Origin of the sequence: Bordetella trematum, assembly GCF_900078335.1 — a bacterium.
Lineage (GTDB): Bacteria > Pseudomonadota > Gammaproteobacteria > Burkholderiales > Burkholderiaceae_B > Bordetella > Bordetella trematum.
This window is the reverse complement of record NZ_FKBR01000008.1, coordinates 65,825-83,298: the sequence shown is the minus strand read 5'-3', so window position 1 is coordinate 83,298 and position 17,474 is coordinate 65,825. Positions and strand designations below refer to the sequence as shown.

The window sequence follows — 17,474 nt, the reverse complement described above, 5'->3', positions numbered from 1 at the left end:
ACAGCCATTACAGGGCACGGTGGGGATTAATGTAGTCTGGTAGGAACCGCCACCGCATTTGAGCCAGGGCAGCAGCCCTGGCTTTTTGCTGTGTGATTCATCCATTGATGCGGCCGTACTCTTTGGGGGGCGGGCCTGAGCGCCCGCCAGGCGGGCATGGCCGATTGGGGCAGGACGCCCGCAGCAGGGATGGGCCGCGCGCGCAGGTCGCTGCACGCGCGGCAAGGGGATCAGGTCGAGGCCTGTTCGCCCTGGGGCATCTCGATTTTGACCTCGAGCACTTCCAGCGAGTCCTGGCGTTCCAGATGCACCTTGATGTCGCCCGGATCGATCTGGACGTACTTCGAGATCACTGCCAGCAGTTCTTGCTGCAACTGCGGCAGGTAGTCGGGCGAGTCGTCACGGCCGCGTTCGTGGGCGAGGATGATCTGCAAGCGTTCTTTGGCAACGCTGGCCGAGGTTTTCTTCTGGCCGAGCAGAAACGACAGAAAAGACATCGTTTACTTTCCTCCGAACAGGCGCTTCAGGAGCCCGGGCTTTTCATAGTCGGTAAAGCGCATCGGGCGTTCTTCACCCACATAGCGCGCCACCACGTCCTTGTAGGCTTCGGAGACGTCGGTGTCCTTCAGGTGGATGGCCGGCAGGCCCTGGTTGGATGCCTGCAGCACCGCTTCGGATTCCGGGATGACGCCGATCAGCTTGATGCGCAGAATGTCTTCGATGTCGCTGAGCGACAGCATTTCGCCTTCGTTGACGCGCTTGGGGTTGTAGCGGGTCAGCAGCAGGTACTCTTTGACCGGCTCTTCGTCGCCTTCGACGGCGCGGCGCGACTTGGCGGCCAGGATGCCCAGGATGCGATCGGAGTCGCGCACCGATGAGACTTCCGGGTTGGTGACCACGAGCGCGTCGTCGGCAAAATAGGCGGCCAGCAGGGCGCCTGTTTCGATGCCGGCGGGCGAGTCGCAGACGATGTAGTCAAAGCCCATTTCCTTGAGCTCGTCGAGCACCTTGCCCACGCCTTCCTGGGTCAGCGCATCCTTGTCGCGCGTCTGGGAGGCCGGCAGGATGAACAGGTTTTCGAGCTGCTTGTCCTTGATGAGCGCCTGTTTGAGCGTCGCTTCGCCCTGCACGACGTTCACGAAGTCATACACCACGCGGCGTTCGCAGCCCATGATGAGGTCGAGATTGCGCAGGCCGACGTCGAAATCGATGACCGCGGTTTTGAAGCCGCGCATGGCAAGGCCCGAAGAAAAACTGGCGCTGCTGGTCGTTTTTCCTACACCGCCCTTGCCGGAGGTCACCACAACAATACGTGTCATGACGATCGAACCCTTATATCCGAAGAAATCGCGTTATCGTAAAGCAAAAAGCCGCTAATGGCTTTTTACATGTGTGTATAAAGGCGGCCTGCCATCAGCCCTTGAGCGCTTCGATGTGCAGGGTGTCGCCATTGAGCCGGACCAGTGCCGGCTGGTTGTGCAAATTGCGATCCAGCTTGTCTTCCACCACGCGGTAGACGCCGGCCACAGCCAGCAGTTCCGCGTCGAGCTGGGTGGTGAAAATCCTTGCCGAGGTGTCGCCTCGCGCGCCGGCCATGGCCTTGCCGCGCAGGGGGCCATAGACATGGATGTTGCCGTCGGCGATCACTTCGGCGCCCTGGCTCACCATCCCGACCACGACCAGATCCGTATGGCGCGCATAGATGCGCTGTCCCGAGCGCAGCGGGCGGGTGATCACCAGCGCGCTGGAGGACTGCGGTCCGGCCGGCGTCGGGCTGGCGGCGGCCGTGGTTTCGCGTGCCGCGCGAGCGGGTACGGCTTCGGCGCTGCTGTCCGCATCGCTTGTTCCGCGCAGTTGCTGTTGCGCTGCCGGACTGGCCTCGGGCGCGGCGGGCACGGGCGTGGCCACATGATTGGGCGGCGCCGGATCGACTGCCTGGGGCGCGCGTTGCGGCAGGGCCGACAGTTCCACCGGCGTCAGGCCGGCGGCTCGGGCGGCCTCCAGGTTGGCGTCTTCGGCGACCACGCCGATGACCGGCAGATTATGGCCCTGCAGAGCCTCTATCAGGGCCGGCCAGTCCAGCGGCTCGCTCACGCGGCTGGCGTCGATGACGACCGGCTCGTTCTCGAAGAAGCTGCCGGCGTCGTGCATGCGTTTGTCCAGCGCCTCGGTCAGCTGAGCGAGGTTGGCGCTGTGCAATACCACGCGAATGGCATAGAGCGTGGCGCTTTTGAAGTCCAGGGCAAGGGATTCGGTTGTCATGTCGGTATCTTGCGGCCGGCCTGGCAGACAGAGGGCCGGTCAGGGTGTCGGGCATGATAACCCGGCTGCCTGCCTTCGGGATGATGAAGAGAGGGGGCCGCCTGCTCGCCCGGCGTTGCGGCCCGGATAGGGCAACGCCCCCGGGTTGCGGGGGCGTTGTGCGGGGCGGGGCGCTCAGGCAGCCCAGGAGTCCTTGAGAGTGACGATGCGGTTGAGCACCGGGGCCTGCTCGCTGGAGTCCTTGCTGTCGACGGTGAAGTAACCCAACCGTTCGAACTGCCAGCTCGCGCCCGGCAGCGGTTCGGTGCCCGGCTCCAGCCAGGCCTGCACGCTGCGGATCGAGTCCGGGTTCAGGCAGGTCAGGAAGTCCTTGTCGCCGCCGTCCGGATGGGGATCGGCGAACAGGCGGTCATACAGGCGCACCTCGGCCGGCACCGCATGCGCGGCGCTTACCCAGGTGATATTGCCCTTGACCTTGACGCTGTCGGCGCCCGGCGTGCCGCTCTTGGTGTCCGGCAGGTACTCGGCCTGGACTTCGATCACATTGCCGTCGGCATCCTTGGTGCAGCCGGTGCAGCGCACCACGTAGCCGTACTTCAAGCGCACCTGGTTGCCCGGGAAAAGGCGGAAGTACTTCTTGGGCGGCTCTTCGCGGAAGTCGTCGCGCTCGATCCAGAGCTCGCGCGAGAAGGGAAACTCCCGCTGGCCGGCTTGCGGATCATGCGGGTTGCGCGGCGCGCTGCATGCTTCGGTCTGGCCTTCCGGATAGTTGGTGATGACCAGCTTGAGCGGGTCCAGCACGGCCACCGAGCGCGGGGCGACCGGATCCAGCACATCGCGCACGGCCTGCTCCAGCAGGCTGTAGTCGATGCGGGCATCTGATTTGCTCACGGCGGTGCGGTCGCAGAACAGCCGGATGGCCGACGCGGGATAGCCACGGCGGCGCATGCCGAACAGCGTGGGCATGCGGGGATCATCCCAGCCATCGACGTGGTTTTCACGCACCAGCTGCAGCAGCTTGCGCTTGCTGGTGACGATGTAGCTCAGGTTGAGACGGGCGAACTCGTATTGATTCGGAAGCGGGCGGGCCAGCTTCTGCAGTTCGGCCAGGCGCTCCAGGATCCAGTTGTAGAAGGGGCGCTGGTCTTCGAACTCCAGCGTGCAGATGCTGTGCGTGATGCCTTCGAGCGCGTCCTCGACCGGGTGGGCCCAGCTGTACATCGGGTAGATGCACCATTTGTTGCCGGTGCGGTGATGCTCGGCATGGCGCACGCGGTACATGACCGGGTCGCGCAGGTTGATGTTGGGCGAGGCCATGTCGATCTTGGCGCGCAGAACCAGGCTGCCGTCCGGATGCTTGCCATCGCGCATCTCGCGCAGACGCTGCAGCGACTCGGCTGCCGGGCGGTCGCGGAAGGGCGAGTTGGTGCCGGGTTCGGTCAGGGTGCCGCGCAGGGCGCGGATCTCCTCGGCGCTCTGCTCGTCGACATAGGCATGGCCGGCCTGCACCAGCGCCTCGGCGAATTCGTACATGAATTCGAAGTAGTCACTGGCGAAGTACAGGTTTTCGTTGCCGTCGGCGTTCCAGTCGAAGCCCAGCCAGCGCACGGCCTCGATGATCGCGTCGACGTATTCCTGCTCTTCTTTCTCGGGGTTGGTGTCGTCGAAGCGCAAATGGCAGACGCCGCCGTACTCCTTGGCCAGCCCGAAGTTCACGCAGATGCTCTTGGCGTGCCCGATATGCAGGTAACCGTTGGGTTCCGGCGGGAAGCGGGTGCGGATGCGGGCGGGGTCGGGCGCCCCCGAGGCCTGCACGGCAGCCGGGCCGGGCTTGCCGGCCCATCGCTTGTTCTGAAAGCGTTGGGCGGCCAGATCGTCTTCAATGATGTTGCGCAAAAAGTTACTGGCAGCGTGCGGCGTCGGGGTCTGGGTCATTCTGCTGAGAAAGAGAAGTAATCGGCCATAAAAGAGGCATTTTGCCACGTTCGGCCAGGATTTCCGTTGCAAGTACGCCTCCCGCGGCCGGGGAAGTCGCTCTACACTACCGTCCATCATGAATATCGCCCCTCTTTTGCTTGCCCGGGTGCAGTTCACGGCAAGCCTGAGCTTTCTGGCCTTGTTCCTGGCGTTCTCCATGGCGCTGGCCTGGGTGCTGCTGTATTTCAAGCTGCGCGCCCATGGCGGCAAGCCCTGCTGGATCGCGGCCTATCGTTTCTGGGTCCGCGTGTTCGCCCTGTCTTTTGTTCTGGCCCTGGCCGGAGCGATGCCCGTGCTGCTGCAGCTGCCAAGTCTGTGGCCCGGGCTGATGGACAAGATCGGCAACGTGGCCGGCCCCCTGATCGGCTTCGGGGTGCTGTCGGTGTTCGTCCTGAAATCCTGTTTCCTCGGTGTGATGCTGTTCGGTCAGCGTCGGGTGCCCGCCTGGGCGCATACCCTGGCCGTCCTCATGGTGGCGCTCGGCCAACTGGTGACGCTCGGCTGGGTGGTCTGCCTGCAATCCTGGATGCAGACCCCGGACGGCGCGGCCCTGGTCGATGGCCGCTACCTGGTCTATGACTGGGTCAGCGTGGTCCTCAATCCTTCTTTTGCCTGGCGCATGGGGCTGACGGTGGCGCAGGCCTTCCTGGCCGCCGCCTTCCTGATGCTGGGGGTCATGGCGCTGCAGGCCCTGCGGCGCCGGCTCGATGACGGCGAACGCCACGCCTACCGCAGCGCGCTGGTGCTGGCCCTGGTCGCCTCGCTGGCGCAGGCGCCGCTGGCCTGGGGGCTGGGCGAAGTCGTGGCGCGCCTGCAGCCGGCCAAGGCAGCCGCCCTGGCCGGGTACTGGCACAGCGGCACGCCGCCTGCCCTGGTGCTGGCCGGCTGGCCCGACGCCGATGCGCAGCGCAATCTGGGCGCCTGGGAGATTGCCGATGGCGGCGCGCGCTGGCTGACCCACGATGCCGACAAGGGCGCCATCGGTCTGGACCGCTATGCCGGCATGACGCCGCCCGTATCCTTCGTGTTCCTTTCGCTGCGTTTGCAGTGGCTGCTGGGTGCGCTGATGGGGGGGGTGGCGCTGGGCTCGCTCATTCTCGGCCTGCGGCGTCGCCAAGACCCGGCTGCGCTGCCGCGCGTGTGGCTACGCGTGCAGACCGGCATGATGTTCGCCGGTGCGCTCACCGTGGTGCTGGGCGTCTGGGTGGCGCAGGTGGGGCTGCAGCCGTACATGGTCAATCGCAGCGTCACCCAGGCCGAGGTGCTGGGCAGCGTGTCTGCAGCCACGCTGGGCTGGGGCCTGGCTGCCTATGCCGTGCTTTATGGCATCTTGATCGCGGCCTTCTTCGGCATGTTGTTGCACGCGGCGCGCTACGGCGTGGTGCCCGTGCGCAAGATCGGAGCAACCGTATGATTGCCACACTGGCTGCCTCGCAAGGGCTCAATCCCCAGGATCCGATGTTCTGGATCCCGCTGGTTTTCATGGGGTTGCTGTTGTTGCTCATCGCCGCCGGCATCGTCCTGGACGGCTTTGACATCGGCGTGGGGTTGCTGCTGCAACTGGCCCCGGCCGAAGAGCGCGGCCGCCTGATGGGCATGCTCAGCCCCTGGCGCGATGCCAACGAATCCTGGCCGCTGCTGGGGATCGGGCTGTTCGGCGCGGCGTTCCCGTTCGCCTGGGGCGCCATCATGGGCAAGCTCTACGGGCCGCTGACGATCATGGTGCTGGGCATCGTGCTGCGCAGCGTGGCCTTCGAGTTCCGTATCCGTGCGCGCAACGAGCACAAGCCGCGCTGGATCTTCGGTTTCTGGCTGGGCTCCCTGCTGACCGCCTTCGGGCAAGGGATGGTGCTTGGCCGTCTGGCCACCGACTACCAGAGCGATGCCGGCTATGGGTGGTTCACCCTGTTTGTGGGTTTGTGCGCGGTGGCGGCCTATGCCTTGCTGGGCGCCTGCTGGCTGGTGATGCGCCTGGAGGGCGAAATGCAGCGCCGCGCCTCCACCTGGGCCCGCCACGGCATCCGCTGGACGGCCGCCGGCATGGTGGCCATCGCCGTGACCCTGGGCTTGGCCAATGCGGGCATCTTCTACAAGTGGAGCAATGCCGGTCATCTGGGTGCGGCCGCGGCAGTCTGGGCCGCCATGCTGCTGGGTTTCGTGGTCGCCGAGATGCTGCTCATGCGCCTGCCCGGCAAGGCAGACCGTTACGCCTGGCTGCCCTTCGTGTTGTGTGTGTTGCTCTACCTGCTCATGCTGGGCGGGCTGGCGTACAGTTTCTTCCCCTACCTGATCGCCGACGACATGACCATCTGGGACGGCAGTGGCGCGCTTGACGCCATGCGCCTGGTTCTGGCCGGTGTGGTAATCGGCGTGCCGGTGCTCTTGGTCTTCAATCTGCTGGTCTACCGCAACGTGCTGGGCAAGGAGCGCCGCCCGGTGCCCCTGCTGCCGCCTCCCGGCTGAACCTCAGGTTCTGGGCAGGCGGATGCGTACCAGCAGGCCGCCGGCGGGGCCACGCTCCAGCTTGAGCGAGCCGCCGTGGGCGCGGGCGATGGCCTCGGCCAGCGCCAGGCCCAGGCCGACATTGCCACTGCGGGTGCGCGCGTCATCCAGGCGGGCGAACGGTCGCAATGCTTCTTCATGCCGCTCGGGCGCAATGCCAGGCCCATGGTCGGACACTTCAATGATGGCTTCCCGATCGTCCTGGCGCAGGCGCACGTCGATGGGTGGCGCGCCGTGGTGCAGGGCGTTGCTGATCAGGTTGTCCAGCAGCCGGCCCAGGGCGACGGCGTCGCCTTCGATGGTGGGGCCGGCGTCATCGTTCATGTCCAGCGTGATGGTGGTGCCGGCGCCCTGCCAGCCGTGGACGCGTTCGCGTATCCATTCGGCCAGATTCAGCGGCGCGTAGTGATAGGCCGCCGGATCGGTGCCGCGCACGAAGCCGATGAACTGGTCCACCATGTGCTGCATGTCCTGGAGGTCTTTGCGCAGCCCTTCCTTGAGGGTGGGGTCATCGGTCATCTCGATGCGCAACCACATGCGCGAGAGCGGGCCTTTCAGATCATGGGGCAGGCCGGACAGCAGCGTGCGGCGCACCGAATCGGATTCGGCCAACGCATCGAGCATGGCATTGAAGCGTTCGCCCAGCACCTGGGTTTCGTGCGGGCCGGAGGGTTCCACCCGCTGCGGCTGGCCGGCAGCCAGACGGTCGGCGGCATCGGCCAGCCGGGTGAGCGGACGGGTGATGTGCCAGGAGAAGCCCACGGCCAGCAGCAGGATCAGCCCCAGCCCTCCCAGCCAGATGGCGACCAGCGGGGTGGCCACCGGTGGATCCAGACGGTCCAGCGGGATGACCAGCCATTCGCGCAGCCCGGGGGCGTCGTCGTTGCTGGTGTCGGGCGCCAGCGAAATGAAGATCTCGGGGCGCGGTCCGCGCGACAGGGCTACCCGCGTGCCATCGTCCAGGTGGCGGTTGAGTTCGTCGATCAGATCACGCAGGTCGCGGCGCAGATCGTCCGAGGCCGGCGGAGGGGGTGGGGGGCGGCGCAGGTCTGCGTGCTCGTCGCGCCTTTCGCGCGCGTCGCCCCGTTCCTCGCGCCCTTCGCGCCGGCGCATCATGCTGCCCTCCATGGCGCCGCCGTCGGGGCGGGCCTGGGCGCGGTGATGCGGGTGTTGCAGGCGCGCGCCAGCTGGCAGACCGCGCGCCCACCAGCGCCATTGGTTCTGCGAGGCACTGCGCACGAACTCGGCGCGCTGGTCGGCGGGCACGGCCCGCAGCGCGGCCTGCAGGGTGCGGATGGTCGTGGCGATATAGCCGATGGCCACGTCTTCGATGAACTTGTGACGGTAATAGGATACGGTTGCCAGCGTGGCGGCCTGGGCCAGCAGCACGGCTCCCAGCACCAGCAGGATCAGGCGGGTGCGCAGCGAGCGCGGCAGCAGGTGGCGCAGCAGGGCGGTCATGCGGGTCAGGGGGCGAAACGGTAGCCGATGCCCCAGACGGTCTGGATCCAGCGCGGCTGTTTGGGATCTTCTTCGATGGCGCGGCGCAGGCGCAGGATGGCGATATCGATGGCGCGGTCATTGCGCTCGCCGCTTTCGTCGTCGCGCGCCAACGCCAGCAGGCGTTCGCGCGACAGCGGCTTGCCGGCATTGCGCACCAGGGCTTCCAGCAGATTGATCTCGCCGCCTGTCAGCTTGACCGCTTCATTGTCGCGCAGCAGCTGGCGCAATGCCGGGTCGAAAACGAAGGGGCCGAAGCGCACCGGCTGATCCTTGGTCAGCGCCGAGGGGCCGCGCTTGCGTCGCAGTACGGCCTCGATGCGGGCCAGCAGCTCGCGCGGATCGAAAGGCTTGCCGAGGTAGTCGTCGGCCCCGGCCTCCAGGCCGATGATGCGATCGACCGCCTCGTCGCGGGCGGTCAGCAGGATCACAGGGATATCCTCTCCCTGTTCGCGCAGGCGCCGGCAGGCATCGGCGCCATCTCCGCCGGGCAGCATGCGATCGAGCACCAGCAGGTCGGGGGCATAGCGCGTGATGCGGGCGGCCAGGTCGCTGGCGTCCGGCGCCAGCAGGGTGTCGTAGCCATGCCGGTTCAGGTAGTCGGCCAGCAGTTGGCGCAAGGCGGGGTCGTCATCGACGACCAGCAGCTTGGTGTGCGGAGTTTCCATAGAGCCATAGTGCCCGGACCGGGGCTTGCCGGGCAAGAGCCGGGTAACGACCTGAAATAAGACTTGAACCAATTCGCCCTAGAATAGTCTTCTCTTGCTGCCGGCATTGGCTTGCGCCTCGGCCGGCTCTCTTTTTGCCGTTTCTCCTATGCCACGCCAGGGGATTGTCTTTCGGAAGCGCGCCATGCGCGGCGCGCGTGCAGTCATCGCCGCCGCCTGCGGGCTGGCCGCTGCCGCGGTCAGCGCCGCGCCCGACGTGTTGCTTCCCTATCTGCCGACCGAGCGTTCCGCCGCGCCGCCTGTCGAGCCTTCGCGCGGTATCGAGGCGTTGGCGCCTTATGCCGTGTTGCCGGTGACCGAGAAGGCCAGCGTGGCCGCGCGGCCGCTGCCGCCACCGGCCGAGTTCTGCGCAGATTGGGCTGGACCGCCCATGCCCCCGGCGCTGGCCGGCGAGGGCGGCACCATGCCGCCGCCCGAATGCCAGCTGGACGCCGCCGACGGTCGCGAGGCGGTCGGCGCCCTGGGGCTGCGGCTGGAGCCGGCTGAGCTCACCGCTATGCGACCCCGATTGATGCAGGGCGTGTCCCTGCCGCAGCGGCGTTGGTTCTCGGCAGTGCAGCCACGTCCGGTGCTCAGCTATGGCGATCGCCACTGGCTGTATCAGGACCATCAGGCGCCTGCCGTGGGTCTGGGCCATGTCACGGCCCGGGCGCCGGCCTGGGGCAGCTCGGCGACGATCGGTGGCTTGCAGATTTCCGAGCGCTACGACAGCGCCAGCAATCTGCAGCAAGGCGAAATGGGCTATTCCTCCTCGGTGGGCCGGCTCAATCTGATGGACCCGGCCGCCACCGAGGGCGAAGTGGCCTATGGGGCCGCCGCCGGCAGCGGCACGGTGCGCTATGGTCTGACGTCCAGCCTGACCCTGGAGGGGCAGCTGCAATCGGCTCCCGGGCTGACTACGCGCGGGCTGGGCACGCGCTATGACGCAGGCAGCGCGGGCACTTTCGAGGCTGGCGTCACCCAGAGCCGGCTGGAGGATGTGCAGGCCTGGCGCTATCGCTTCGGCTACAGCGTCATGATGGCCGACACCGTCAGGCTGGGCGTGCGGGGCGAGGGGGTGGATGCCGGTTTCGGCGATCTGGGCAACTATTACGCCGGCGCCAACGGCCAGACCCTGATGCGCAGCACGCTGTCGGCCGGGGTGCCGCTGCATGGCATGGGCACGCTGAGCGGCACCTACACGTCCACCGCGCAGGGACATGGCGAAGCCACCGAGCGGCGATTCGGGCTGGAGCACAGCATCGAACTGGAGTCGAAGGCCCAGCTGGCGGTGGGGGCTGACCGTGATCTGCTTTCCGGCGAGTATGGCTGGCGGGCCCGCTTGTCCCTGCCCGTGGATGTGTTCATGCGTGGGCATTGGCTGGGTTTCTGAACCCTGGCGGCGGCGCTGGCTTAAAATCCCGCCCTATGACTCAAATCCTGGCCTCCCATGTCTGACCCGCGCGCGCTCGGCGTGTTGCAGCGCGTCTTTGGTTACGAATCCTTCCGTGGCGAACAGCAGGCCATCGTCGAGCATGTCATCGGCGGCGGCGATGCCCTGGTGCTCATGCCTACCGGCGGCGGCAAGTCGCTGTGCTATCAGGTGCCCGCGCTGGTGCGCGAAGGCACCGGCATCGTCGTCTCCCCCCTGATTGCGTTGATGCAGGATCAGGTGGACGCCCTGACCGAGCTCGGCGTGCGTGCGGCCTTCCTCAATTCGACCCAGGACTGGCAGCAGGTGCGCGAGGTCGAGCAGGCTTTCGTTGCCGGCGAGCTGGATCTGCTTTACGTGGCGCCCGAGAGGCTGCTGACCGACCGCTGCCTGCAACTGCTCGAACGGGGCCGCATTGCGCTGTTCGCCATTGACGAGGCGCACTGCGTATCGCAATGGGGGCATGACTTCCGGCCCGAGTATCTGGGCCTGTCCATGCTGCACGAACGCTGGCCGGACGTGCCGCGTATTGCGCTCACGGCCACGGCGACCGCCGACACGCGCAGCGAGATCGCCCAGCGCCTGTCGCTGGATCAGGCGCGCCATTTCGTCGCCAGCTTCGATCGTCCCAACATCCGCTATCGCATCATCGAGAAGAACGAGGTGCGCCGGCAGCTGCTCGAAATGATCCGCAACGAGCACGAGGGCGATTCGGGCGTGGTCTATTGCCTGTCGCGCGCCCGGGTCGAGGATACGGCCAACTTTCTGTGCGAGCAGGGCATCCATGCCCTGCCTTACCATGCCGGCCTGAGCGCCCAGGTGCGCGCGGAGAACCAGTCGCGCTTTCTGCGCGAGGATGGGGTGGTCATGGTGGCCACCATTGCTTTTGGCATGGGGATCGACAAGCCTGATGTGCGCTTCGTCGCCCACATCGACCTGCCCAAGTCGGTCGAGGGCTACTACCAGGAAACCGGCCGGGCCGGCCGCGACGGCCTGCCTGCCACCGCATGGCTGGCGTATGGGCTGCAGGACGTGGTGCAGCAGCGCCGCATGATCGACGAGTCTCCCGGCGATGACGGCTACCGGCGTCGTCTGGGGCAGCAACTGGACGCCATGCTCGCGCTGTGCGAGACGGTCGAGTGCCGGCGCGTCCGCTTGCTGGCCTATTTCGGCCAGAACATCACGGCCTGCGGCAATTGCGACGTCTGCCTAGAACCACCCGAAACCTGGGACGGCACCGTGGCTGCCCAGAAAGTGCTGTCGGCGGTATATCGCCTGGGCAAGGAGCGCGGCCAGCGCTATGGCGCCGGCCATATCATCGACATCCTGCGCGGCAAGAGCAGCGAGCGCACCCGCCAGCACGACCATGAGTCGCTCAGCGTGTTCGGGATCGGCGCCGATCTCTCCGAAAGCGCCTGGCGCGGCGTCTTGCGCCAGCTGCTGGCCAAGGGCTTGCTGATGGTCGATCACGATGGCTACGGCACCCTGGCGCTCACCGAGGCCAGCCGCAACGTGCTGCGTGGCGAAACCCAGCTGATGCTGCGGCGCGAGCCGGAAAAGAAAGCCCGCAGCCGTGGCGGCGTGCGGACCAAGGCGCCGGTGATCGACCTGCCGGCCGATCGCATGCCGGTGTTCGAGGCGCTGCGAGCCTGGCGCGCCGAGGTGGCGCGCGGCAATGGCGTGCCGGCCTATGTGATCTTCCATGACGCCACGCTGCGCGAGATCGCGCTGGCCGAACCGCAATCGTTGCAGGATCTCGGCCATATCAGCGGCGTCGGCGCGCGCAAGCTGGAAGCCTACGGCAAGGAAATCCTGCGCTGCGTCTCGCGTCCGGGTTGAATCAGGCGCCGAACAGCTCGCCCGAGGCGGCCTGGGCGCCGGACGGCGGCGTCAGCCCCAGGTGGCGCCAGGTGGTCTGGGTGGCCATGCGCCCGCGCGGCGTGCGCTGCAGGTATCCGTGCTGGATCAGGTAGGGCTCGATGACATCTTCGATGGTGTCGCGTTCTTCGCCAATGGCCGCCGCCAGGCTGTCCACGCCGACCGGGCCGCCATCGAATTTATGCACGATCGCTTCTAGCAGCTTGCGGTCCATCAGATCCAGCCCCTGCGGGTCCACCTCCAGCATGGCCAGGGCCTGCCCGGCCGACGCGGTGTCGATGCGCCCGTCGGTCTTGACCTCGGCGTAATCGCGCACCCGGCGCAGCAGGCGGTTGGCGATGCGCGGCGTGCCGCGAGCGCGCCGCGCCACTTCATTGGCGCCTTCCGGCGTGATGTCCGCATTGAGCAGCTTGGCGCTGCGGGTGACGATATGGGCCAGATCGGCGGTGTTGTAGAACTCCAGCCGCGAGACGATGCCGAAACGGTCGCGCAGCGGGTTGGTCAGCATGCCGGCACGGGTGGTCGCGCCCACCAGCGTGAACGGCTGCAGGTCCAGTTTGACGCTGCGTGCCGCCGGGCCCTCGCCGATGAGGATGTCGATCTGGAAATCTTCCAGGGCCGGGTAGAGGATTTCCTCGACCATGGGCGAGAGCCGGTGGATTTCGTCGATGAACAGGACGTCGTTCGGCTCCAGGTTGGTGAGCAGCGCGGCCAGGTCGCCCGGGCGTTCGAGCACCGGCCCGGAGGTCTGGCGCAACTGCACCCCCATTTCATGGGCGATGATGTGGGCCAGGGTGGTCTTGCCCAGCCCCGGCGGGCCGAACAGCAGGACGTGGTCGAGCGACTCGCGCCGCTTGCGCGCGGCCGCGATGAAAATCTCCAGCTGCTCGCGGGCGCGCTGCTGGCCGACGTAATCTTGCAACGACTTGGGGCGCAGGGCGCGCTCGATCGACTCTTCGTTGGGCGAGACGGGCGCCGGCGTCACCAGGCGCTGGGCGTCCGGGCGGGAGGAAAGCGAGTCAGACTGGATGGCCATGGCGGATAAACGACGTAACTGGTTGCTTGTACAGCATTTTCGCATGTCGTGGGGACGGGCTCCAGCAGTTTGCCCTAAACCGTCCGGCACGGGCAGAATGCCGGTGTGATTCTCTAGGGGCGTCATATGCACATTCTGGTCATCGGCGGCACGGGTTTCATCGGGCGTCACGTGCTGGCGCGTCTGGCGCATGCCGGCCACCGGCTCACGGTGCCGGTGCGCGCCTTGCGCCGCGGTGAGGCGCTGCGCGTACTGCCCGGGGTGACATTGCTGGCTTGCGATGTGCACGACGACGCGGCGCTGACGAGCCTGTTGCCGGGCGTCGACGCCGTGGTCAACCTGGTCGGCATCCTGCATGGTGGTCGCGGCGACCCGTATGGCGCGGGTTTTGCGCGGGCTCACGTGGAGCTGCCGCAACGACTGGCGCGCGCCTGCCGGCAGCATGGCGTGCCGCGTCTGGTGCATGTCAGCGCCCTGGGCGCTGACAGCGCCGGCCCCAGCATGTATGCGCGCTCCAAGGGCGATGGCGAGGCCGCGCTGCGGCAGGCCTGGGACGCGCCCGGGCGTGCGGGCTGGACCGTGCTGCGTCCCTCGGTCGTCTTCGGGCCGGATGACCATTTCACCACTCTGTTCGCGCGTCTGGCGCGCTGGCTGCCGGTGTTGCTGCTGCCGGGAGCCGACAGCCGCATGCAGCCGGTCTATGTGGGCGACGTGGCGCGGGCGGTGCAGACCGTGCTCGATGACCCGACCACGGGTGGCGGCATCTACGAGCTGGCCGGCCCGGAGGCCTTCACGATGGCCGAACTGGCGCGGCGCTGCGCGCGCTGGAGCGGTCATCCTCGCCCGGTGTTCGGCCTGCCTTCGTGGCTGGCGCGCCTGCAGGCGCGCCTGTTCGAGTGCCTGCCGGGCGAGCCGCTGGTTTCGCGCGACAATCTCGATTCGATGTCGCGCGACAACGTCGCCAGCGGTCCGCCGGATCCCGCGCTGCGGTTACGGCTCACGGCCCTGGATGCGGTGGCGCCACGTTATCTGGGGCGCCGGCCGGCGCGTTAAGGCTCGCGCCCGGCGCCTCAGCGCGCCAGCGCCTTGAGGGCCTGGCGGATGCCGTCGGAGACATCCACGCCTTCGGGCAGGGTCTTGAGTGCCAGCAAGGACTCTTTTTCCGAGTATCCCAGCGCCAGCAAGGCGTTGAGAATGTCGCTCTGGTTGTCGGGCACGGCCTGGATGGCCGCGCCGATGTCCGCGCCCAGCTTGCCGCGCATCTCCAGCAGCAGGCGTTCGGCGGTTTTCTTGCCGATGCCGGGCACGCGCGTCAGGCGGCCGGTTTCCTGCAGGGTGATGGCCTGCGACAGTTCGCTGACCGACATGCCCGACAGCACGGCCAGGGCGATGCGCGCGCCCACGCCGCTGACCTTGATTAGCTGTCGGAACGTGGCTCGTTCCTGGGCCGTGCCGAAGCCGTACAACAGCTGGGCGTCCTCGCGCACCACCAGATGGGTGTAAAGCGTGACGCGCGCGCCGGTTTCCGGCAGCGCGTACAGCGTGCTCATGGGCACGTCGATGTCATACCCCACGCCATTGACGTCGACACAGACGACGGGCGGGGATTTTTCGATCAGGGTTCCAGTAATGCGTCCGATCATGGATAGCGTCTCGCCTCGGGGGGCCGCGGCGCGGCCGATGGGCGGGATTCTATACGGTCAGCCGAGAAGGCGGCCGCGGCGCAGCCGGGCCTTGCCGCTGCTTGCGCCCGAAGACACGGCGGCCAGGCGATCCTGCAACGGTCCGATGTGGGCATGGCAGATGGCGCAGGCCAGGGCGTCGGCGGAGTCGGGGGCGGGGGTGCCATCCAGCGACAGCAGGTGGCGCACCATGGTCTGGACCTGTTCCTTGGCGGCCCGGCCGGTGCCGACCACGGCCTTCTTGATCTGCAGCGCGGTGTACTCGTGCACCAGCAGACCGCTGTCGGCCAGCGCGCACAGCGCCGCGCCGCGCGCCTGCCCGAGCAGCAGGGTCGAGGCCGGGTTGGTGTTCAGAAAGACGATCTCGAGCGCGGCCACATCGGGCCGCGTCTCGCGCGCCACCTCGCGCAGATTGTCGAGAATGACGCGCAGACGCTGCGCCAGGCCGAGATCCGGCGGCACCACAATCGTGCCGCTGGCGACATAGCGCAGGTGCATGCCATCGACGTCGACCACACCGAAGCCGGTGCGGCGCAGGCCGGGGTCGACGCCGAGGACCCGCATCAGTGGCGGAAGTGGCGGGTGCCGGTCAGCACCATGGCAATGCCATGCTCGTCGGCAGCGGCGATGACCTCATCGTCGCGCACGCTGCCACCGGGCTGGATCACGCAGGTCGCACCTGCCGCCACCACCACGTCCAGGCCATCGCGGAACGGGAAGAAGGCGTCCGAAGCCACGGCCGAACCCTGCAGTGTCAGGCCGGCGTTCTCGGCCTTGATCGAGGCAATGCGGGCAGAGTCGATGCGGCTCATCTGGCCGGCGCCCACGCCCAGCGTCATGCCGCCGCCGACGAACACGATGGCGTTGGACTTGACGTACTTGGCGACTTTCCAGGCGAAGGCCAGGTCGTTCATTTCGGCTTCGGTGGGCTGGCGGCGCGACACCACCTTGAGCGCGTCGCGCGGCACTTGGAAGGCGTCCGGGGTCTGCACCAGCCAGCCACCGCCCACACGCTTGACGTCAAAGGCGTTCTGGCCGGCGCCGGTGGGCACCTCCAGCACGCGCACGTTCTTCTTGGCGGCAAGGATGGCCAGGGCGGCGCCGTCATAGGACGGCGCCAGCAGCACCTCCACGAACTGGCCGCTCACGGCTTCGGCGGTTGCCGCATCGACCGGACGGTTGAAGGCGATGATGCCGCCGAAAGCCGAAGTCGGGTCGGTCTTGAAGGCCTTCTGGTAGGCCTCCAGCGTGTTTGCGCCCACGGCCACGCCGCAGGGGTTGGCGTGTTTGACGATCACGCAGGCGGCCGATTCGAAGCTGCGCACGCACTCCCAGGCGGCGTCGGCGTCGGCAATGTTGTTGTACGACAGTTCCTTGCCCTGCAGCTGGCGGTAGTTGCCCAACAGGCCGGCCGGACGCTGCGGATCGACGTAGAACGCGGCCGTCTGGTGGGGGTTTTCGCCGTAGCGCAGCGCCTGCGCCTGCTGCATCTGGATGGTCAGGGTGCGCGGCCATTCCTGGCGGGCCGGAGCCGCTTCCTGAGCGGGGGCGGCGTCGGTCAGGCTGGTGAGATAGGAGGCGATGGCGCCGTCGTAGGCGGCCGTGTGGGCATAGACTTTGGCGGCCAGCTCCAGACGCAGCGCATAGGAGGGGCTGCCGGCCTGGTCGATCTCGTGCAGCACGCGGCTGTAGTCGGTCGGGTCGATCACGACCGTCACGCCACCGGCCTCGGTGCCGTGGTTCTTGGCGGCGGCGCGCAGCATGGCCGGGCCGCCGATATCGATGTTCTCGACCGCGTCGGCGAAAGTGCAGCCGGGCTTGGCCACCGTTTCACGGAAGGGGTAGAGGTTCACCACCAGCATGTCGATGCGATCGATGCCTGCGCCGGCAATGGTGTCCATGTGCTCCTGGCTGTCGCGGCGCGCCAGCAGGCCGCCGTGAATCTTGGGGTGCAGGGTCTTGACGCGGCCGTCGAGGATTTCCGGCGAGCCGGTGTGCTGGGCCACTTCGGTGACCTCCAGGCCGGATTCGGCCAGCAGGCGAGCAGTGCCGCCGGTCGACAGCAGGCGCACGCCGCGGGCGGCCAGGGCCCGGGCAAACTCGACGATGCCGGTCTTGTCAGACACGGAAAGCAGGGCGGTTTCGATCTTCATGTTGTGGATGGTGTGAGGCGTCGGTGCTAGGGACGCGGAGAGAGAGGAAATCGGGCAGCCTGGCGGCGCGACCTAGGGCTGGATATTGTGGGCGAGCAGCTTTTTGCGCAGCGTGTTGCGGGTGATGCCCAGCATCTCGGAAGCGCGTGACTGGTTGCCGCCGGCACGCTCCAGTGCGACTTCCAGCACCGGACGCTCGACGCAGCGCATCACCATATCCCACATGTCGTGGGGTTCGGAGTCGCCCAGGTCTTCGAAATAGCGCTCCAGGCTGACACGCACGCATTCTTCCAGGACATCTTTTTTGCTCATTTTGACTGAGAGTACAAATATTTTTATGGTGGG

At 67.2% G+C, this 17,474-nt stretch carries 16 protein-coding genes; 5 read left to right on the top strand and 11 right to left on the bottom strand.

Going from position 1 to position 17,474, the window contains the following annotated elements:
* Positions 1 to 230 precede the first annotated feature (230 nt).
* From minE to A7V84_RS02690, 4 genes are all read right to left on the bottom strand, one after another.
* Positions 231 to 497 (bottom strand): cell division topological specificity factor MinE, encoded by a 267-nt coding sequence (minE, locus tag A7V84_RS02705; RefSeq protein ID WP_025516909.1) that lies wholly within the window; start codon positions 495 to 497, stop codon positions 231 to 233.
* Positions 498 to 500: 3 nt separating this feature from the next.
* On the bottom strand, positions 501 to 1,319 hold the full coding sequence (minD, locus tag A7V84_RS02700) for a septum site-determining protein MinD (RefSeq protein ID WP_025516907.1): 819 nt from the start codon (positions 1,317 to 1,319) through the stop codon (positions 501 to 503).
* Between the two features lie 94 nt (positions 1,320 to 1,413).
* On the bottom strand, positions 1,414 to 2,262 hold the full coding sequence (gene minC / locus A7V84_RS02695) for a septum site-determining protein MinC (protein WP_063491482.1): 849 nt from the start codon (positions 2,260 to 2,262) through the stop codon (positions 1,414 to 1,416).
* A 174-nt stretch (positions 2,263 to 2,436) separates the two neighbouring features.
* Positions 2,437 to 4,197, bottom strand: coding sequence for a glutamine--tRNA ligase/YqeY domain fusion protein (locus A7V84_RS02690; protein WP_063491481.1), 1,761 nt, complete (start codon positions 4,195 to 4,197; stop codon positions 2,437 to 2,439).
* A gap of 118 nt (positions 4,198 to 4,315) precedes the next feature.
* Between A7V84_RS02690 and A7V84_RS02685 the strand changes: the two genes are divergently transcribed.
* The gene (locus A7V84_RS02685; protein ID WP_025516903.1) at positions 4,316 to 5,653 is read left to right on the top strand and encodes a cytochrome ubiquinol oxidase subunit I; all 1,338 of its coding nucleotides are present in this window, start codon (positions 4,316 to 4,318) and stop codon (positions 5,651 to 5,653) included.
* Positions 5,650 to 6,702: a cytochrome d ubiquinol oxidase subunit II gene (locus A7V84_RS02680; protein ID WP_025516901.1), complete on the top strand. Its 1,053-nt coding sequence runs from the start codon at positions 5,650 to 5,652 to the stop codon at positions 6,700 to 6,702. Before A7V84_RS02685 ends, A7V84_RS02680 begins: the two co-directional genes overlap by 4 nt.
* Before the next feature lie 3 nt (positions 6,703 to 6,705).
* Here A7V84_RS02680 and risK read toward each other — a convergent pair whose 3' ends face one another.
* Together risK and A7V84_RS02670 are read right to left on the bottom strand one after the other, a co-directional pair.
* Positions 6,706 to 8,202, bottom strand: a complete 1,497-nt coding sequence (gene risK / locus A7V84_RS02675) for a sensor histidine kinase RisK (RefSeq protein WP_025516900.1) — start codon at positions 8,200 to 8,202, stop codon at positions 6,706 to 6,708.
* Between the two features lie 5 nt (positions 8,203 to 8,207).
* Entirely contained in the window at positions 8,208 to 8,909 is a 702-nt protein-coding gene (locus A7V84_RS02670) for a response regulator (protein WP_025516898.1), read from the bottom strand.
* 184 nt (positions 8,910 to 9,093) lie between these two features.
* On the opposite strand from A7V84_RS02670, the gene A7V84_RS02665 reads away from it, so the two are divergent.
* Positions 9,094 to 10,341: a fimbria/pilus outer membrane usher protein gene (locus tag A7V84_RS02665; protein WP_101605055.1), complete on the top strand. Its 1,248-nt coding sequence runs from the start codon at positions 9,094 to 9,096 to the stop codon at positions 10,339 to 10,341.
* Positions 10,342 to 10,398: 57 nt separating this feature from the next.
* Positions 10,399 to 12,219, top strand: a complete 1,821-nt coding sequence (recQ, locus tag A7V84_RS02660; RefSeq protein ID WP_063491480.1) for a DNA helicase RecQ — start codon at positions 10,399 to 10,401, stop codon at positions 12,217 to 12,219.
* Between the two features lies 1 nt (position 12,220).
* On the opposite strand, the gene ruvB is transcribed toward recQ, so the two are convergent.
* Positions 12,221 to 13,294, bottom strand: a complete 1,074-nt coding sequence (gene ruvB, locus A7V84_RS02655; RefSeq protein WP_025516893.1) for a Holliday junction branch migration DNA helicase RuvB — start codon at positions 13,292 to 13,294, stop codon at positions 12,221 to 12,223.
* A 126-nt stretch (positions 13,295 to 13,420) separates the two neighbouring features.
* Here ruvB and A7V84_RS02650 point away from each other — a divergent pair, with 126 nt between their 5' ends.
* Complete coding sequence (locus A7V84_RS02650; protein ID WP_025516891.1) at positions 13,421 to 14,347, top strand: complex I NDUFA9 subunit family protein; 927 nt, start codon at positions 13,421 to 13,423, stop codon at positions 14,345 to 14,347.
* Positions 14,348 to 14,364: 17 nt separating this feature from the next.
* Here A7V84_RS02650 and ruvA read toward each other — a convergent pair whose 3' ends face one another.
* The 4 genes from ruvA to A7V84_RS02630 form a co-directional block, all read right to left on the bottom strand.
* A complete protein-coding gene (gene ruvA / locus A7V84_RS02645) occupies positions 14,365 to 14,937 on the bottom strand; it encodes a Holliday junction branch migration protein RuvA (protein WP_025516889.1) in 573 nt (190 codons plus the stop codon).
* A gap of 57 nt (positions 14,938 to 14,994) precedes the next feature.
* Positions 14,995 to 15,540: a crossover junction endodeoxyribonuclease RuvC gene (ruvC, locus tag A7V84_RS02640; protein WP_025516888.1), complete on the bottom strand. Its 546-nt coding sequence runs from the start codon at positions 15,538 to 15,540 to the stop codon at positions 14,995 to 14,997.
* Positions 15,540 to 17,129 carry a bifunctional phosphoribosylaminoimidazolecarboxamide formyltransferase/IMP cyclohydrolase gene (gene purH / locus A7V84_RS02635; protein WP_025516886.1) on the bottom strand — a complete coding sequence of 530 codons (1,590 nt, stop codon included), beginning with the start codon at positions 17,127 to 17,129 and terminating at the stop codon, positions 15,540 to 15,542. The genes ruvC and purH overlap by 1 nt, the downstream gene beginning before the upstream one ends.
* Before the next feature lie 72 nt (positions 17,130 to 17,201).
* A complete protein-coding gene (locus A7V84_RS02630; protein ID WP_025516884.1) occupies positions 17,202 to 17,441 on the bottom strand; it encodes a helix-turn-helix domain-containing protein in 240 nt (79 codons plus the stop codon).
* Between the last annotated feature and the right edge of the window lie 33 nt (positions 17,442 to 17,474).

Coding starts and splice junctions, on each gene's coding strand:
- minE (WP_025516909.1), bottom strand. CDS start 497: ATGTCTTTTCTGTCGTTTCTGCTCGGCCAGAAGAAAACCTCGGCCAGC.
- minD (WP_025516907.1), bottom strand. CDS start 1,319: ATGACACGTATTGTTGTGGTGACCTCCGGCAAGGGCGGTGTAGGAAAA.
- minC (WP_063491482.1), bottom strand. CDS start 2,262: ATGACAACCGAATCCCTTGCCCTGGACTTCAAAAGCGCCACGCTCTAT.
- A7V84_RS02690 (WP_063491481.1), bottom strand. CDS start 4,197: ATGACCCAGACCCCGACGCCGCACGCTGCCAGTAACTTTTTGCGCAAC.
- A7V84_RS02685 (WP_025516903.1), top strand. CDS start 4,316: ATGAATATCGCCCCTCTTTTGCTTGCCCGGGTGCAGTTCACGGCAAGC.
- A7V84_RS02680 (WP_025516901.1), top strand. CDS start 5,650: ATGATTGCCACACTGGCTGCCTCGCAAGGGCTCAATCCCCAGGATCCG.
- risK (WP_025516900.1), bottom strand. CDS start 8,202: ATGACCGCCCTGCTGCGCCACCTGCTGCCGCGCTCGCTGCGCACCCGC.
- A7V84_RS02670 (WP_025516898.1), bottom strand. CDS start 8,909: ATGGAAACTCCGCACACCAAGCTGCTGGTCGTCGATGACGACCCCGCC.
- A7V84_RS02665 (WP_101605055.1), top strand. CDS start 9,094: ATGCGCGGCGCGCGTGCAGTCATCGCCGCCGCCTGCGGGCTGGCCGCT.
- recQ (WP_063491480.1), top strand. CDS start 10,399: ATGTCTGACCCGCGCGCGCTCGGCGTGTTGCAGCGCGTCTTTGGTTAC.
- ruvB (WP_025516893.1), bottom strand. CDS start 13,294: ATGGCCATCCAGTCTGACTCGCTTTCCTCCCGCCCGGACGCCCAGCGC.
- A7V84_RS02650 (WP_025516891.1), top strand. CDS start 13,421: ATGCACATTCTGGTCATCGGCGGCACGGGTTTCATCGGGCGTCACGTG.
- ruvA (WP_025516889.1), bottom strand. CDS start 14,937: ATGATCGGACGCATTACTGGAACCCTGATCGAAAAATCCCCGCCCGTC.
- ruvC (WP_025516888.1), bottom strand. CDS start 15,540: ATGCGGGTCCTCGGCGTCGACCCCGGCCTGCGCCGCACCGGCTTCGGT.
- purH (WP_025516886.1), bottom strand. CDS start 17,129: ATGAAGATCGAAACCGCCCTGCTTTCCGTGTCTGACAAGACCGGCATC.
- A7V84_RS02630 (WP_025516884.1), bottom strand. CDS start 17,441: ATGAGCAAAAAAGATGTCCTGGAAGAATGCGTGCGTGTCAGCCTGGAG.